This is a genomic window from Waltera intestinalis (genome assembly GCF_009695995.1).
Classification (GTDB): domain Bacteria; phylum Bacillota; class Clostridia; order Lachnospirales; family Lachnospiraceae; genus Acetatifactor; species Acetatifactor intestinalis.
Genome location: NZ_VUMU01000016.1, coordinates 64,820 through 81,944 on the forward strand (window position 1 = coordinate 64,820; position 17,125 = coordinate 81,944).

Genomic DNA, 17,125 nt, shown 5'->3' on the forward strand with positions numbered 1-17,125 from the left:
TTTGTCAACACAGTATCGTGGCTATCTCATGTTTGAAAATATTGTAATTCTGCTCATCCCGGGGGAAAACAATATTTTCTATAAATCCATTAACTCCGGGTTTAATAAGAAATCATACACATTCATCATTAAAATCCCTTCATCTGTATAACATGGCTTTGGAGTATCAGAAGTAATGACAATCTTTTTAAATGAGTCATTTATCTTAAGGAATGGTCTGATTTCCTGTGCTAATTTTTCCTCTGTGCCAAGCTGGTATGCTGACTGAATGTAATACTTCTTAGAACCTTTATTGCATATAAAGTCTACTTCCAACTGCTTCTTTACAGCCTTGCCATCTTTGCCATTCTCTACTATGGTAAGATTTCCTACATCAACGCTGAACCCCCTCATTCTAAGTTCATTATAAATGACATTCTCCATAGAGTGGGTTATCTCTATTTGTCTATAATTGATACGCGCATTTCTAAGTCCCATATCCATAAAGTAATATTTCAAAGGCGTACCAATATAAGACTTTCCCTTGATGTCATACCTTACGGCTTCCTCAATTAAAAATGCATCCTCTAAATACTCAATGTATTTTGTGATGGTAGTAGCCGTAATCTTTGAACGATTCACACTCTTAAAAGTTTTATGAAGCTTATTCGGATTGGTCAAATCCCCAATTGCAGACGAAAGGATGTCCAATAGTGCTTCCATTTCTCCTACGTTTCTGATTTTATTTCTCTTTACGATATCACTGATATACGTTTCCTTAAACAGATTGTCTAAAATAGCCATTTTCTGCTCTTCTGTCTCAGCTAATACAACAAGCGGAATGCCACCATAGGTAATGTATTCATTCCATCCATCATATCGGTTTCCATCATACACAGACATAAATTCAGAAAAGCTTAAGGGATACATATGCACTTCATCCCCTCTTCCCCCAAACTCCGTAGCTATATCTCTCGACAAAAACTTTGCATTACTTCCAGTAACAAACACATCACAGTTTTTCTGATCTGCAAGTCCGTTTAATACGCTTACAAATTCATCAAGCAGCTGCACTTCATCTAAAAGGAAATAATATGTGCCCTCATCCTTTATTTGTTCCTTCGCCCATGGATAAAACACCTTTGGGTCCTTATATTCTATGTTATCATATAAATCAAATGCCATCTCAATAATATGTCCCTCATCCACTCCGCTTTCAATGAGATGGTTCTTAAATATAGTACGTAGCAGATAAGATTTTCCACATCTCCTGATGCCGGTCACTATTTTTATCAGTCCGTTATTTTTTCTCTTTATCAGCTGGTCCAGATAATAGTCTCTTTTTATCTCATTTTCCATAATGTTTTTCGCTCCTAAAAGATATTTCGGTTAGTTTTTACTAAAATTTCTTCTATTATACATCGTCCAAGAGCTATTTTTCAAGTTCACTAAAAGATATTATCCCTTTATATGACAATTCCATTGCAATGATCTACTCCATGCACTTTCTGATCTTATCAATCAGTGTCACATCCGCCGGAAGCCACTGCACGGAATCCAGTTCCTCCTTCGTCAGCCACCTGGCAGCCTCTGCCTCGAGAAGCTTCAACTCTCCTGAAGCGACCTCACACCAGAAACAATCCATGGATAAATGAAATGCCGGGTAATCGTACTCTATGGTATCTATCAGGTCTCCGACCCTGATCGTGGCATCCAGTTCCTCACGGATCTCTCTGACAACTGCCTGCTGTGGGGTCTCCCCGGCTTCGATCTTCCCGCCAGGGAATTCCCAGCCACCTTTAAATTCTCCGTAGCCTCTTGCGGTGGAAAAAATTTTGGTTTTGTGCTCTATGGAATCGCAGATCACGGCTGCGACTACGCGAATGGTTTTCATACTGCCTCGTTCTCCTTTGAAATATTGCTCTGTAAATATCTTAATAAATCCTCGCGTACAGGATGATGCATTTTCATGGTCACCTTCGCGATCGGTTTCATTTTACCATTATTGTCTTCCTTCTGGCTATCTGCAGATTCCACAATGTCAAATTGTCCCATATAATAAAAACCGGTCTCTGCATCACTCTTTTTCACCAACAGATGTTTCCTCGGAGCCGTCAAAACCTTCTGCATATAAGGGCTGCTATTATCTTTACCAATCTGAGAATCCCACTTGAAAATCAGATTATCTTCAAAAGCATCTGCATAATCCGGCTTGCCATCCGCGTAATTTTTACCTTCCTCGGCTTCTTCTTTATGGTAAGTAATAAAAATGAATACATCATCACCTATCCGACTCATTCCATACATTGTAGATGACAGATCTTTGCCGCAATTCATCAAAAGGCTCACATCTCTTCGGGAATACTTCTCATATAATACAAAAGGTGTATCTTCTGATTTACCCTTGGTATATTTATCCTTATATCTAGCCAGTCCAACTTTGATAATATCCCTGATCTGAGCATTAAACTCTTCGTTCTGCAAGCATCTCTGATAAGCTTCCACACTCCTCATAGTGTGTTCTCCGTCAGGGCGCAATATGTTCATAAATTTATATTTCTGGTATTCATCGTCTTTACTAACAAAATGCCCTTGCAGAACTTTGACGGATTCCTCTACTTCCTGATCCGTTATAAAATAATCATACTCATATTCGAGTTCTCTTCGAACATCGCTGGTCGAGATGGTATCTTTGTCTAGAAATTCTTTTAAAATGCATAACTCACTAGGCCTGACTCCACTTAAAATGGTCTTAGACAGATATTCCAATATCAGCTTTTCCTGATCATTCAATTTACAGGAGTCCTTTCCCGTCTCAACAGCTTCCAGGAACTGCCAATATGTCTTATATTCTTTGATAATTACCAACGGATCAATCTCTCCCTGCTCATAGAAGTCATACAACAGGGGAATTCGTCCAATTCTATTTTTCAGAGAAATGTAGCTTTCTCTTATAATCGATTTCATTCCTCGGATCTTATCAATAGAATTGAATATTTTTTCTTTTGCAATTTCATCAAAATGTACTGTGGATGCTCCGGGTATCGTATTATTCCCTGAAATCACATATTTTCTGATCGTATCCGCATTATAAGTTCTATCCCCGGACAATGCCACTGGAATCATAAAATTGTTATTATAGTTTCCAATAAAATCAAGAATTACCACATATTCCTTGTTCTCAGCTTTTCTAAGTCCTCTGCCAAGTTGCTGTATAAATACAATAGGAGACTGCGTAGGTCGCAGCATGATCACCTGGTTCACTTCTACGATATCTACACCTTCATTCAAAATATCTACTGAAAAAATGTAGTCCAAAGGCTGCATTTCATCTGTTGTATCCGCTTCGTTCATTGCCAGACGTTCAAATGCTGCTTCTCGTTCACGATCGGTATTCTTGCCGCTTAGTGCTACGGTACGGTATCCCAGTCTATTGAACTTTGCAGACAGCTCCTCACATTCCCTATTCCTACTGCAGAAAATAAGTCCCTTAACACGATCACCGCTATATCCATAATATCTCGCCTGTTCGATGACATGTCTTACACGCTCGTCACCGGTTAATCTTCCAAAATATTCCTCCGAAATATTTCTCGCTTTGGCTTGTTCATCCGTTATCATGGAAATATCACTAATTCCAAAATAATGAAATGGACATAGTAAATCCTCTTCCATTGCCTGCTGCAGCCTGATCTCGTAAGCGATCTGATAATGGAACAATTCGTATACATTCCTGGAAGCATCCCCATCATCCCTCTTATCCGGTGTTGCTGTCATACCCAGGAATAATTTCGGTTTGAAATACTCCATGACCTTCTGATAAGTATTCGCCGGACTATGATGCGCTTCATCTAAAACAATGCAATCAAACTCTTCTGGATCAAACTTCCTCAAATTATCCGCTTTGTGAAGAGTCTCCACCATAGCAAAAATATAATCAGCCTCATAATCTGAATATCCTGCCCCAACAATGCCCATTGACTTCTTATCTTCAAATACTTTTCGGAATGATGTCAACGCCTGTTTCGCGAGGGTAGATCTATGTACCAGAAACAGAGCACGCTTAAATCCTAACTCTCGCATGGCAAAGGCTGACGCATACGTCTTGCCTGTACCGGTAGCAGAAATCAGCAGTGCTCTATTTTCTCCAGCATCCACAATCTTACGAAGATTCGTAATAAACCCTACCTGCATAGAATTCGGTTCCAGTTTATACTTCTCCGTGGAAGATATCTCATCCCGTTTTGCTATTTCCCTCTGCTTTTTGATGATCTCATACTTTTGCTTATAATTCTCATAGAAATCATCATAGAAAAGCGCATACTTAGAATCCCACAGCTGGTGAAATTCTTTTACGATCTCCATCGCAATTTCACCCTGCTCTGTGGAAACAATTTTGGTATTCCACTCCTTATTTTTCGTCAAAGCAGCACTTGTGATGTTGGAGCTGCCGATGATAATACGATAAATCTCTTCCTTCTTAAAAATGTAACCTTTGGTATGGAATCCCTGATCTGCACGATCCACGTCATACATTTTCAAGGTAATATTGGACAATTCCTCCAACTTCTTCAATGCTCTAGGCTCACTAAAATTCAGATAGTTTGTCGTTAATATCTGTCCAGGAATCTGCCTCTTCTCCAATTCCTTCAAAGTCTGCAAAAGAGGCGTAATTCCGCCCATAGTAATAAACGCCACGCTGATCTGGAATTGGTCACACTTCATCAGCTCATCTTCTATGACGGAAATAACTTTCTTGCCCTCGTCCGGATTATTCGACACGAAAGCAGGCTTGTATGCCAGGTTGGCAGCGGCTGTACCGTCGATGTATGCAGTTGTTAGGCCTTCTTGCAGTTGCGTAAGAGTGGTGTTTGACATGGTTTGCTCCGTATTTAACATTTTTCTCTATTTTTCTTCTGTATTGCATGATTTCCGGATCCACTACCTTTATATTACTATTCCATTGCAATGGTCAATCTCATGCTGAATAATCTGTGCTGTCCAACCTGAATACTTTCCATGCTGTTTCTTAAAGTTCTGATCAAGATAGTCCACTTCTATTTCCTGATATCTCGTACATGGTCTTACACCTTCCAGCGAAAGACATCCTTCCTCAGTCTGATATGCTCCGGATTTCTTTGTTATTACCGGATTTATCATTGCAAACTGAAATGGTCCTGCTGCTACTACAATGATATTCTTTTTTACTCCAATCATATTGGCAGCCATACCAACACAGTGTTCTAAATTTGCCTTAAGTGTATCAAGCAAATCAGTCACAATCTGTTTATCTGCCTCTGTTGCATCCACTGACTTCTGTGCCAGGAATAGCGGATCATGCATGATCTTCTTTACCATTAATTCCATCCCTTCCATACATCAGGCTGATATCCAAGTGTAGATTCTATTAACCTCCAAAGGTACTCCCTGTTATCCAACTAGAAATGTCCTACCTCTTTTTGATTTTTTACCTGTTTCTCTTGAATACGCTTTCTTACTTCCTTATGATAATTTTCATGCCAAGTTTTCTCTTTTTCCCAATGATTTTTTATTTCGTCTGAAAGATGAAGTATAAAATCTACGTCTTCTCCCCAATGCTCCTCCACCTTTTCTTCTGACAAAGATTTTTCATCCAGCAACTCATAAGCAAGTAGCATTGCTTTCCACACATTCATTAATTCACAGAAATATGGAATTTTCAAAAATGCCTTCTCTTTTTTCATTTTTTTAAACAATTTACTTGTTATTTCATAGACATCACAGCCACGATGTAGATGGGAGATTTTTGTCAAAAGGCAATCTGTCTCTTTTTTATCTTCTATCTGCTCTTCTATCTCTTGTATTGTTTGCTGCTTTCTCTTTTTAGCAAGTAAATATTCTTCATCTAAACTTTTTTCACGGTCTTTTTGAAAATATGTGACGGTCTCATCGTGGCTTTTAGGTGTTTTGTTAGGTCTATATAGGTATATCTCTTTACCATCTTTTTGATAGAAATACATTGCCTTCTGAATTAATTCATTCCGTTTTTCTTCATCAATCTCATCAAAATATGTTCTATCAATTCCAAAGAACGCCGCCATTTGGTTCTTTCTTTTCTCCGGAATAGCCTTCTTCCCGCTCTCCCAACTACAAACCGCTTGCCTTGTAACTCCTAATTGATCTGCCAGTTCACTTGTTGATAAATTACAACGGATTCTAAGCCATCTAAGCCCATTCATTATTATTTTCCTCCATGTCTTCCATATGTTTATCGGTACAAGCATATGTTATCAATGGTTTACAAGAGCAATCAATCCGCAACCTTTTGTACGATTAGTAATCATTCAGTCCAAAGGCTGTATTGCTATTTCTGATGTTCTTTCTTCAGATACTTCTTTATTCATTGAATCGCCTGCCTTTCAATCTATTAATTTTTACAATCCAACTATCTTCCATTTATTTTTCTTGTTCTACAAAAGCATCTAATGATATCCCGTAATCGACAAAACCTGTTCGAAACATCTTCTCAGTCTCTTCCATAGCTTGCTGATGTCTGATCTCGTGAGCAATCTGATAATAGAATAATTCATATACATCTTGGAAGTATCTCCATCATCCCTCTTCTATAAATTATATTTTATCTCTATAGTACCTCTCCAAATCTTCCCTCATTTGCCTTTTCACTCTCTCCCAATCCCCCTCACTCATCTTCGCCAGCAGCGCATGATTCAGTGAGATCACTCCCAAGTCCTTTGAGTAGTACATAAATCTCTTTCTCTCGAACTTTTCAAAGGGATTGGTCAGCATGCTGCTTTTAATCAATTTCCGGTCTTTCAGAGTCTCGGCATTATAAGGGCAACTGGGGCGATCCACCGGCAGTCCCTTATCGATCCTGTCCTGATAAAAGGCTATGTAATCTGTCAGTACATCCTCGATCTTTGCATCGCCTATCGTGTCCATATGATCGATAAACGACAACAGGAACGGCATCTTATAAGACAATGAATAATCTCTTTCCTCCAAGAATGCAAAAAAGTCATCCCGAACGGTGTCATCGTTATGCTTCTGGATGTTCAGTTCTTTTCTGTATTTCTCTACATCCTCCGGGCTGAACAGGCTGATCTTCTTGCTGCCGAATGGGAACTCCACTGTTGGTGTAATCTTCCCCTTACGGATCCAGCTGGTGATCGTTCCGGTGTTGACAAAGTACTCTCTCGCCAGTTGTTCCTGACTATAGTAATCCCCATACTTTTCTTCAAAGGTATGGATGTCCACTTCCACGATCCGTTCCACGCGCTCTGTGATGCCATCGATCTCGATCATTTGTCCCGGCAGGTAATCCTGTCTGGTGATATCGCCGAACGGAACATACAATGAGTTTCCGAAGATAGCATGCATACTGCAGGGTCTCACCATGGCTCCGTATTCATCTACCACATCAATGACGAACACATTTTTCTTGATGGATGTCCGGCGCAAACCTCTGCCGATCTGTTGAAGATACAGCACCTTCGACAGGGTTGGGCGCGCCATAACGAGGATTCCGAGTTCCGGATAGTCCCAGCCTTCCGAGATCATATCGCAGGCACAGAGGAAACGTATCTTATGCTCTTTGAACTCCTGCATAACCTTCTCCGGATGTTTTGTATCTCCACTGTAATCCTGCGCTGAGATACCGGCTGCGTTCAGCAGGCGTGCCATTTCTTTGGTATGTGCCTTGTTGATACAGAAGATAATTCCCTGACGTTTTCCGGCATCTCCCTCCGTGAAATAGTCCTTCAGCACATTTACGATCAATTCATTTCGAGAAGTGACACGCACACTCTTCTCCAGATCCGCATTCACATAATCTTTTCCGTTAAAACGGACATGGCTCAGATCAATATTCGTCTCGATCCGGTAGACATTCGCCCTCGCCACAACTCCCTTCTCCATTGCATCCTTCAAAGAAAGCTCTGTTGTATAATTTCCGAAGATTTCTTCCAGTCTCTTTTTATCCGGGCGCTGATCCGTCGCTGTCAATCCTACGAGAAATTCCGGTGCATAGTATTGGATCACCCGCTTTAACATCGGAGCTACCGCGTGGTGCGCCTCATCTACTACAATATAGGAATAATAATCCCTTGTTTTTTCATGGTAATGTCTTACCGCATAGCTATAAGTCTTAATATCAATCCGGTCCTGCAACGGCTGCAGGTCTTTATCGATTCTCTCTTTCCAGTCCGCAATGATATTTGTATTCGGTGCCAGGATCAAAGCCCGGAACTGTTCTTTTCCGGCTGCAAATTTCATAATATCTTCTTCCACGATCCGGGACTTGCCCGCTGCGGTAGGTAATACAATGAGGAATGCACGAATCCCTTTTTCCCGTCGTTCCTCTATCTGTGCAAGGCTGATCTCCTGGTGCTCATACAGTTCCGTTTTACGTTCCAGCAGCAATCCCGCTTCCCGGAATCCGCTGGTATCTTTTCCCAGGTAAGACCGGATATCATCCTCGATACGATCCTTGAATCGGCAATCTTCCGTGGAAAAACGGTATAGCTTTAATCCCCACAATGCGCAGGTATTCTGCTTGCACAATTGTTTCCGATAGCCCTCTATTCCGATCAGCTGCGGATGGTGGTAATGAATTCCGTTTTCCTCGATGGCCACTCTGCCGTCTGTGGTATCTACGAGATAATCGAGGAAATAATTGTTGCCGTCTTCATCGGATATCCGGAATTCTTTTTGCAGATATTTCAATGCCCGCATGCCATAGACATCCGTGAAATTCTGTTCAAACAGCAGCTCCAGCGGTGAAGAGTCCGCATGCTCTCCTCTTTCTGAAATCTTTTTGGTAAAGTGCAACATTTCCTGTCTGCTTTTCTGCAGGCATTTTTCTATCGTTTCCACATCGAATCCCAGGAATCGGAACACTCTCCGGTATATTTTCATATAGTGGTTTTGTTTATCTGTGATCAGTGTATAAGGAAAAATCTGCTCGCCATCGCGGCAGGAGCAGATTTCATCATCGATAATGACCATGTCCACTCCATCATCATAAAAGCGACTCACACCGCCATTCGGATAAGTCACTGTCTCCCGGAGGACATAGTTCGGATAAGCAATTAAGAATTGATCTTTTTCAGGAATAGATTCAGCCATCTTTCTTCCCTGTCCGGTCGTACATCTTCTGTCAGAAAGTTCCGCAGCTGCTGTAAACTTGTATGTTTTTTCAGCAGCTGCTCCAGTTTCTCTTCTGTAAAATCCAGAAAATATCTGCCGTTCCTTTCCCCCTCAAATACACCATACTTAAATGACATGTACAAAATGCCCTGCGGATTCAGCGCCTTCTCGATGCGATATAACACTTCATCCAGTTCCCCATAGGATAAATGTAGCAACGATGAGCACGCCCAGATACCGTCATACACTTCCGATGCATCCAGCTCTTGGAACATCTGGCATTTCACCGGAATCCCCGTGTACTCTGATGCCAACGCGCACAGTTCCGCGGAGCCGTCTATCGCGTCTACCCGATATCCATGCTCCAGGAAATATTTTGTATCCCTTCCGGAGCCGCAGCCCAGATCCAGGATCTTCGCCCCAGCAGGAAGCCCTTCTATAAATTCATCCTGCATTACATGAAAATCTACATCACGCGTGTTCTCCACAAAATCGGCGGCATTTTGATCATAATATTGAATTGTCTGATTCTTTTTACTTTTTTCGCTCATTTAAAAGTATCATAGCATATTTTCAGGAATACTGCAATCTATGTAAAATTGCTCCCTCTATTATATGTATGACAATATGCGACAGAATCTTACAAACTTTTCTACGAAAGTTGCCATCTAGTTGCCATCTAGTTTCTACCAGTACTCCTCTCCCCAGTACCTCGCCAGCACGCTCTCCATATTTGCTCTGCCCACGGGGTTCGCGGTATGGATCTCCACGGGATAAAAGGTCTCCCGCTCCGCCAGCCAGTCCAGCAGTTTTATGGCATCGCCGCCCTGATTTGCAAAATCTCCCAGGTCATGGTCGAGATCCAGCGCCTCGATCTCGATGCCGTTTCTCTCCGCCTCGCGGATCAGCGTCTTGGCTTCATTCACGGATCTGGCGCTCTCATATCCCCAGGGTGCCGGGCGGAGATCATCTAACCAGATTTTCATTATTTCACGCTCCTTTTCATTAATCCAGGCTTTTCAGATATGCTTTGATCTGTTTTTCACATTTCATGAGCCATCTTTTTGTATTTTATCACATTTTATGAGGATTATTTTTCTAAGAATATCAATGGTAAATAGCAAATTTAACTTTAATGTACTTTAATGTAATCTTTCGCTTTTCTTTTCACCATAAAGTACCTCAAATCAACATTTTGTAATGCAAAAATGTACTTCCCATCAACATTTTGTAATTTTTCACTTCCATTCCTGCAGGCTGTCGATCTCGGTCCCGCAATATTCACACACGCCTTTGGTCACATCAATATTGGCGTCGCATTTGGGGCATTTGATCACGTGGATCCCACTGTCCAGGGTCATGACTCTGTCGTTGTGGCTGAGGGAGAAGGTATCCTTCTGATATGCGGATGTTATCCGGCCACCTCGCAGATACACCAGTCTGACCTGCAGCTCCACATCCACGCACAGTATGCCGTTCTCCACATGCTCCTGCAGACCGGTATAGTCCATAATGTCGTAATCAATGACATCCGGTCGGGAATAGTAGCGTCTGCCGGCTTCGTAGTTCAGGTTATTATAGAACCGCTTTTTGTCGATGCCGGTGCCGGTCCAGAATTCCTGCTGCCGACGGTTCTGTTTTTCTTTGTATCGTCTGACAGGTCCCAATACCGCATAAGCATCGCACAGGTAGAAAAAGTAATAGAGGATCATAGCCAGGATTGTGCTGTAGATGAAAATCTTGCCCACATCATAGCCATTGAAGGTCCTGGAGGTATTTATGATCCACAGGCTGCATAGCAGGAATGATATGATGTAGTCTACCACTCCCGTGACGATCCGGTAGACCGGGCTTTGCAATACCAGGTCATAATGGTGCTTGCTGCCCAGCTCCTTGTCTGCGTAGTCAATGTTGGAGGCCGCATCACAGCAGGGACAGCCGTTCACAAATTCCTTTACTTTGCCGGTAAAGCCGCAGTTCTCACAGGTATGCTGTGCCTCTTCATCCATTCCGGATACATAGGTATACTCCATGCGGGAATCGAAGATTTTCTCTGTATGTAGCAATTTCCCCTGCCGGAAATATTCTTTGCGACAGCGGATACCACTGTGCACGTCATCCTGACAGGTTCCGTCTGTGGACCGGTACCTCAGGGTGCCATCGACGATGTAAGTAGTCTTGATATTGACGCCGCTTTCTGTAAGCCTGCGCATTTGAAGTGTTTCGGATATGAATGCCATTGCTTTCGTGTCCTATCTGTTATTGTTGTTATTATTGTTGTTATTGTTATTATTGTTGTTGGAAGAGGAACCACCGCTGCTGCCGGAGCCTGAGGATGGTGTGTAATGAGGGAACACTTTGAATTCCGTCCGTGACAACAGGATTCCGTCAATGCTGCTGTCGGTGCAGTTCGCCATGATCACCTTCTGGGTTTTTGCGGTATTCTGTCCGATGATGAGGGACAGATTCTGTCTGCCTCCCTTGATGAGAGCCTCCGGCTCCTGCTCCAGGAAATGATAGATCTCCCAAAGCTCCTCCTCTGTTACCTCATAATATTTTGTCAGTTCCACGCAACGCTTCATGCGGATCAGTTCTTCATAGGTCTGCGGTTCAAAATTCATGGAAAGCCTCCTTGTCATTTTTTTGCTCCAGTGTCAGATAGTAAAATTCAATGTTCTGAAAGGGGAGATTGATGGCCTGTATATGGTAATAGGCATTATTTTCCTGCTTCCGGTAATGGCAGTCTCTCAGCTCCGTAGTGGTGCACAACAGATTGTTCGGGCTGCCCGTGGCATATTCCTTTGCATATTCGCGCAGGAGCCCGGAAATATCATATACATACCATTCTTCTTCGTTGTCCCCGGAATGGTCCAGCACCCCTTTGTAAATCTGATGCGTGGCAATGTGCCGCTGCTTTGTTCTCCCTTCATCCCCGTAAGTCACGAGATCTCCGGACAACAGCATCAGGTACAATGCGTTGTTTTCCGGATAATCGCATTCTTCCTGCAACATATGCTTTTTCATACGCAGCTTTACCGTACTGATGGGTGTCAGATATAGGATCTCCCTGGACTTCCTAAGGATCTGAGAGATCAGCGGATATCTGTCTCCATCCACGTCCAGTTCAAACACACCGTTGTCATAGATATATTTCAGCTTCGCATCTTGTACAATGATCTGTTCCAGTGCAGGATATTCTGCGGTTGTTTTGGCAGGCAGATACTTCTCCGGCTCCTCGAGGCGCATCTTCGTCACATATTCATATGTCGTCTCGTCAGCAGAAGCATCCGGGGCATAGCCGCGGTCCCGGTACATCTGCTGTTGCAGCAGGCAGGTGTAGCTTTTGCCGGATCCATATACGTTTTTCACAAAAGGGCAGCCCGTTTTACACAGATACAGGTAAGCGCACCTCGCACATTCCTCGGGAAACGGTTGTCTGTTATGGTTTTGGAAGATCTTCCGTGCAGCGGTTTTCAAAATAGTGTCCACCGTGTCACGGTAGATATTACCGTAGTAAAAATCTTCGTTCTTCTGACCTCTGACGCAGGAATAGATGTCTCCGTTACGCTCCAACAGGAAAAATTTCTCTCCGCAATTATCGCAGTTGGTGCAGTATTCCGGTCCGAACTCATCGAACCATGCACCGTTGACCCCGGCATCCAGATTGGTCCCGTCAAAAGCCTCGTGCATCCGCCGGTAAAAGATCAGCTGTTCCTCTTCACTCATGTGATGCAGCAGGCCACAGGAATTGTAGTCAAACCCTATCATAAAATTAAAATCATTCATGTCCAGGCACGTGTTCCGGTCCAGGAATCTGATATCCTCGATGATCTGATCCAGCTGTTCAAAATGCTCCCGAAAGATCGTGGCAGATACTTTTTTCTTGTCAGGGATCTCCTCCAGCAGTCGGATATTATCCAGTATCCGTTCCAGTGTGCCCTCTCCGCCTTTCGTCACCCTGTATTTTTCATGCAGGGAAAGAGGCAGATCCAGGCTGCCCGATATGGACACGTTGAACTCACGGATGGTCTCGATATGTCTGTCCAGTCCGTACAGATTCGTCTTGATGTGGGGATGCCCCACCCTGAAGCCGGCATCCGTGATGAGTTCACGCATGTCCTGATAGTAACTGCTGATATATTGGATCAGGTCGTGGAATTCCTGCTTTGGTAAAGTGGTCACTTCGCCGCCGTGCAGGGAAATATTAAAGGGCACCACATCCGCTTCACGGAATTTCGCGATGGCATATTGCAGGGTCTCCAGGCAATCTCCGCCCCGCAGGGTATCTACGGTGTGGTCCTCCAGATAACAGTACCGGCACTGCATGTTACATGCCATGGTCGGCACATATAACAAATGAATAAATTTAGTATTCATAGTAATCGATCCTTACAGGTGTCTCCTTGAAAGCACGCTCATTGACAGATACGTCCCGGGGTAGTGTGATCTCCCGCAGAGAATCACAGCACCGGAAAGCGGAAGCCCCGATCTGCTGCAGCTTGCTGTCCGGGGAGATCACCACCTCTTCCAGACTGGTATTTCCATAAAACGCGTGTCCGCCGATCCTGGTCACGTTATCCGGGATCTCTATGCGCAACAGGCTGCTGCATTCTTCAAAGGTGTTGCCGCGGATCTCCGTCAGTCCCGCCGGAAGATTTACCTCCTCCAGGCTGCTGCAATGGTAAAATGCTTCCCCGCCCAGATACGTCAGATGCTCCGGCAATGTGACACGTTCCAGGCTTCTGCAGTTTTTAAATGCCTGCCCGCGGATCTCTGTAATGCTGTCCGGCAGCGTTACCTCTGATAAAAAGGGCATATTGGAAAAGGTGTTGCCGCGCAGGCCCACTACCTTCTCCCCCTGATAGGTATCGGGGATGGTCGCCGTAGTCATATTCGTCAGACCATAGACATAAAACCGCACATAATATCCGTCATCTGCCTGCTCATAGAAGATCCTGGGCTTACTGAACAACAGCAGTGAGCCTGCCACAGCCACCGCCATGAGAGCCCATTTTAACTTTTTGCTGTAATCCGGCACCATGGATGCCTTCACATTCATGACAATATTCGAGATTTTCTCCTGGGATCTGGATCTGATCTCCTTTTTCAAATATTTTATCAGCTGATAACGGCTGGTCAAAAATGCATATACCACCAGGATCAGGAGTCCGATCACATAAGTTTTCATCGGAAAATGAAAGAAAAACAGAGATATGTATACGAATAACAGAACCGCCAAAACGGCATTCAGTATGTTTTTTCTGCGCAGCATATCCTCCGGGATCAGATTCTGTTCTTCCGTGATCCCGGCGCGCTGCATTTCACGTTTTATAAACCCTTCGACACAATCCTCCTCGGACATGGCAAACAGCGGATCAAAATCCTCTGCATGCACTATTCTGCCCGTTACCGTTTCGTCAGCTGCCGGTGCATGGATCACCGCCTCAGCTGCTGTCTGCACCTTTTCCTTCCCGGACTGTTTACTTAGCTTTTGATTCCATACACCCTTTTTCATGGCAATGGGTGTCACAATAAATGCTCCCACAAACACCGCCATGAAATCCACGATTGCGATTCCTGTGGTAATGAAGAAATCAAAAAATAAAAGTATTGCGATTCTGACCCCAAATAAGGTCCAGAAGATTTTTCTGCTGTTGTCCTTAGAGATCAGCTTCGACAGCGGCAAAAGCACAAATACAGACATATGTATTGTCACAAATGCCTCCATAAATAAAGTCATTCCCATTCCCATACCGTTATTTTCCCTTCTTTTCTACTGTGCATCGCACCTTTTTCGTCTCCAAAACGATGCTTAATCTTATTTTGTTTTGACACTTACCTTCTTTCCAGAAAATGCAATTCCAAATTTCAAAATATCCTGAATGCCATCTTCTTTCATTTCAGCGTCATATCTCTTCTCATCAATCTGAATTAACGCTTCATCTGCAAGCCCTGAAAGCTCATCTGCACTCAAGTCCTTTTTCCACTTAAGCTCCATAATGATTCCAGGATATCTACCTTCTCTTGGGAATAGACTAATATCATATCGTCCATCCCCGGACTCTCTGTTTGACTTAATCTTATACTGATTATCCATCAAAGCGATCAAACCAAGAACTAATCCATGATAAAACCCTTCTGCGCCAGCATCATAGAAGCTGATGGATTTATCCATATATTCAGCAATTGCTTTCTGCAGTTTCTTATAATCATTTGCATAAAGACTTTCTGCAATCTTATTGGCGGTCGTTCTTGTGATAGCTCCAATCTGTAACAGGTGCGATAATATTTCACTCTTATATACGGCTGCAATCTCTCTGTTCGGAATGGATACCTCGCACAGATAAGAACCATCTGCCTGCAATTCTTTCTTTGGTGTTTTCAAATAGCCAGCTACTAACAGTAAACTGTAAATATTTGCCGGATCCTCTGAAAGAGATCTATAAACAACATTCTGATCAATTTGGGCAATAACTCTTTCGCCTTGTAGCAAAGAATAAAGTCTTTCAGTAATATCATCCGTTGCCACCTTAAGGACATCTTCCAGAATTTCATTTTTTCCGGTATTTACCCAATAGGCCTGCGGAATGCAGCCTTTAGAAATATAATTGATTACTGACCACGGATTATAGATCTCTGTAGATCCAAATAAATATCCGTCATACCAATCCTTCAGCTCTGCTTCTTTATCCAGGGCACCATAATACTCCAGCATATCTCTGACTTCTGAAGCAGTAAATCCAAAGAACTGATCATACTTTTCATCCATCACAGAATTCACTGTTAAATTATTCAGGCCACTAAAGATGCTCTCCTGAGCAATCCGAAGAATACCAGTTAGGAATCCATAAGTTAGATTCTTATTATCCTTAAATGCTCCAGAGAAGAAATTTCTCATGAATCCAATTATTTCATCATAAAAATCCTTGGAATAACCTTCTTGAATCGGTGTGTCATATTCATCAATAATAATGATTGGCGCTTTACCATAATGTTTTGTAAGCATCTGAGATAACTTTGCTAATGATACAGTCAAGTCAACTTCTGAGGCCTCGCCATTTATGATTTTCGCAAAATAGGTCTTTTCATACTCTGCAAGTCTATCACTATCCGCAATCTCCTGATGTCTTCCAAACTCCTCCTGCAAAAGATCTTTAATCTTATCAAGAGTTGCTTTCCAGGAATCAAACTTAACATCTTTGAAAGTAAGGAATACAACTGGATACTGTCCCTGCTGTCTGCGATATTCTTCACCGCATCTCCAGATTGCTTTATTCTCGAAATATTTACTTGTATCCTCCTCTGAAATCTCAAAAAAAACTCTGAGCATATCCATGTTCAATGTCTTTCCGAAACGTCTCGGCCTTGTAAACAAAGAAACCAGTGGCTTCTGATCAAGGAATTCCTTTATAAGCAAAGTCTTATCTACATAGTAATAATCTGCCTGTGCTCTGACATAATCAGAAATACCAATAGGTAATGACTTATTATTCGCAGTCTTCTTTTTTGCGTACTTCCCTGAAGAAACTCTCTTATCAACAGGTCTTACTGCGTCATCTGGAATAAGCCACTTTCTTCCTTCTTTTATAGCACCTGGGATTTTTCCTTTATTGCACAAATCATTGATTGCACGTTTTGAACGATTCCATTCAATTGCAAATTGTTCACTAGATTTCATAACCCCCACATCTCCTTTGAAACTAGAATTTCCTATTCTGCTCAAAGTATACATTATTTCGAGCAAAATATCAATTCTGTTTTGGCTTTTTGCTCGAAATTACACTATTGTGATTGAACCAGTGACAATACCCCCTACCCTGGCTCTCAAAACCTATATCTCTTCATGATTATTCGCTCCTTTTGTTAATCCTAAAAGTAAATGCTCCATAGCAAGTACCTTTTGCAATCAACTTTCATCTGCAATAATAGTCTCATACTATACACAGTCAAAAAAGTTTAGCGCTTAACTTTTTTGACCAGCGTCAGGAGGTCAGACTATGAA

Annotated in this window: 13 protein-coding genes; all 13 read right to left on the reverse strand. The window is 42.6% G+C overall.

The genetic code is table 11. From position 1 onward, the window contains the following. Positions 1-78: 78 nt before the first annotated feature. On the reverse strand, positions 79-1,338 hold the full coding sequence (locus FYJ59_RS11770) for an ATP-binding protein (RefSeq protein WP_154497511.1): 1,260 nt from the start codon (positions 1,336-1,338) through the stop codon (positions 79-81). A 133-nt stretch (positions 1,339-1,471) separates the two neighbouring features. After that, entirely contained in the window at positions 1,472-1,873 is a 402-nt protein-coding gene (locus tag FYJ59_RS11775) for a (deoxy)nucleoside triphosphate pyrophosphohydrolase (protein WP_154497518.1), read from the reverse strand. Next, on the reverse strand, positions 1,870-4,857 hold the full coding sequence (locus FYJ59_RS11780) for a DUF3427 domain-containing protein (RefSeq protein ID WP_154497541.1): 2,988 nt from the start codon (positions 4,855-4,857) through the stop codon (positions 1,870-1,872). The genes FYJ59_RS11775 and FYJ59_RS11780 overlap by 4 nt, the downstream gene beginning before the upstream one ends. A 69-nt stretch (positions 4,858-4,926) precedes the next feature. Next, positions 4,927-5,337 (reverse strand): peptide deformylase, encoded by a 411-nt coding sequence (locus tag FYJ59_RS11785; RefSeq protein WP_154497544.1) that lies wholly within the window; start codon positions 5,335-5,337, stop codon positions 4,927-4,929. Positions 5,338-5,417: 80 nt separating this feature from the next. Next, positions 5,418-6,197: a helix-turn-helix transcriptional regulator gene (locus tag FYJ59_RS11790; protein WP_205839537.1), complete on the reverse strand. Its 780-nt coding sequence runs from the start codon at positions 6,195-6,197 to the stop codon at positions 5,418-5,420. A 391-nt stretch (positions 6,198-6,588) separates the two neighbouring features. Beyond that, on the reverse strand, positions 6,589-9,102 hold the full coding sequence (locus tag FYJ59_RS11795) for a DEAD/DEAH box helicase (RefSeq protein ID WP_154497553.1): 2,514 nt from the start codon (positions 9,100-9,102) through the stop codon (positions 6,589-6,591). Then, entirely contained in the window at positions 9,066-9,674 is a 609-nt protein-coding gene (locus FYJ59_RS11800; RefSeq protein ID WP_154497557.1) for a class I SAM-dependent methyltransferase, read from the reverse strand. The genes FYJ59_RS11795 and FYJ59_RS11800 overlap by 37 nt, the downstream gene beginning before the upstream one ends. Positions 9,675-9,809: 135 nt before the next feature. Further along, entirely contained in the window at positions 9,810-10,109 is a 300-nt protein-coding gene (locus FYJ59_RS11805; RefSeq protein WP_154497560.1) for a cyclic-phosphate processing receiver domain-containing protein, read from the reverse strand. Between the two features lie 252 nt (positions 10,110-10,361). Beyond that, complete coding sequence (locus FYJ59_RS11810) at positions 10,362-11,363, reverse strand: hypothetical protein (protein WP_154497563.1); 1,002 nt, start codon at positions 11,361-11,363, stop codon at positions 10,362-10,364. Between the two features lie 12 nt (positions 11,364-11,375). Next, the gene (locus FYJ59_RS11815) at positions 11,376-11,744 is read right to left on the reverse strand and encodes a hypothetical protein (protein WP_154497566.1); all 369 of its coding nucleotides are present in this window, start codon (positions 11,742-11,744) and stop codon (positions 11,376-11,378) included. Further along, complete coding sequence (locus FYJ59_RS11820; RefSeq protein WP_154497585.1) at positions 11,734-13,500, reverse strand: radical SAM/SPASM domain-containing protein; 1,767 nt, start codon at positions 13,498-13,500, stop codon at positions 11,734-11,736. The genes FYJ59_RS11815 and FYJ59_RS11820 overlap by 11 nt, the downstream gene beginning before the upstream one ends. Then, a complete protein-coding gene (locus tag FYJ59_RS11825; RefSeq protein WP_154497588.1) occupies positions 13,490-14,875 on the reverse strand; it encodes a leucine-rich repeat domain-containing protein in 1,386 nt (461 codons plus the stop codon). Before FYJ59_RS11825 ends, FYJ59_RS11820 begins: the two co-directional genes overlap by 11 nt. 66 nt (positions 14,876-14,941) lie before the next feature. Next, positions 14,942-16,801 carry an AAA family ATPase gene (locus tag FYJ59_RS11830; RefSeq protein ID WP_154497590.1) on the reverse strand — a complete coding sequence of 620 codons (1,860 nt, stop codon included), beginning with the start codon at positions 16,799-16,801 and terminating at the stop codon, positions 14,942-14,944. Positions 16,802-17,125 lie beyond the last annotated feature (324 nt).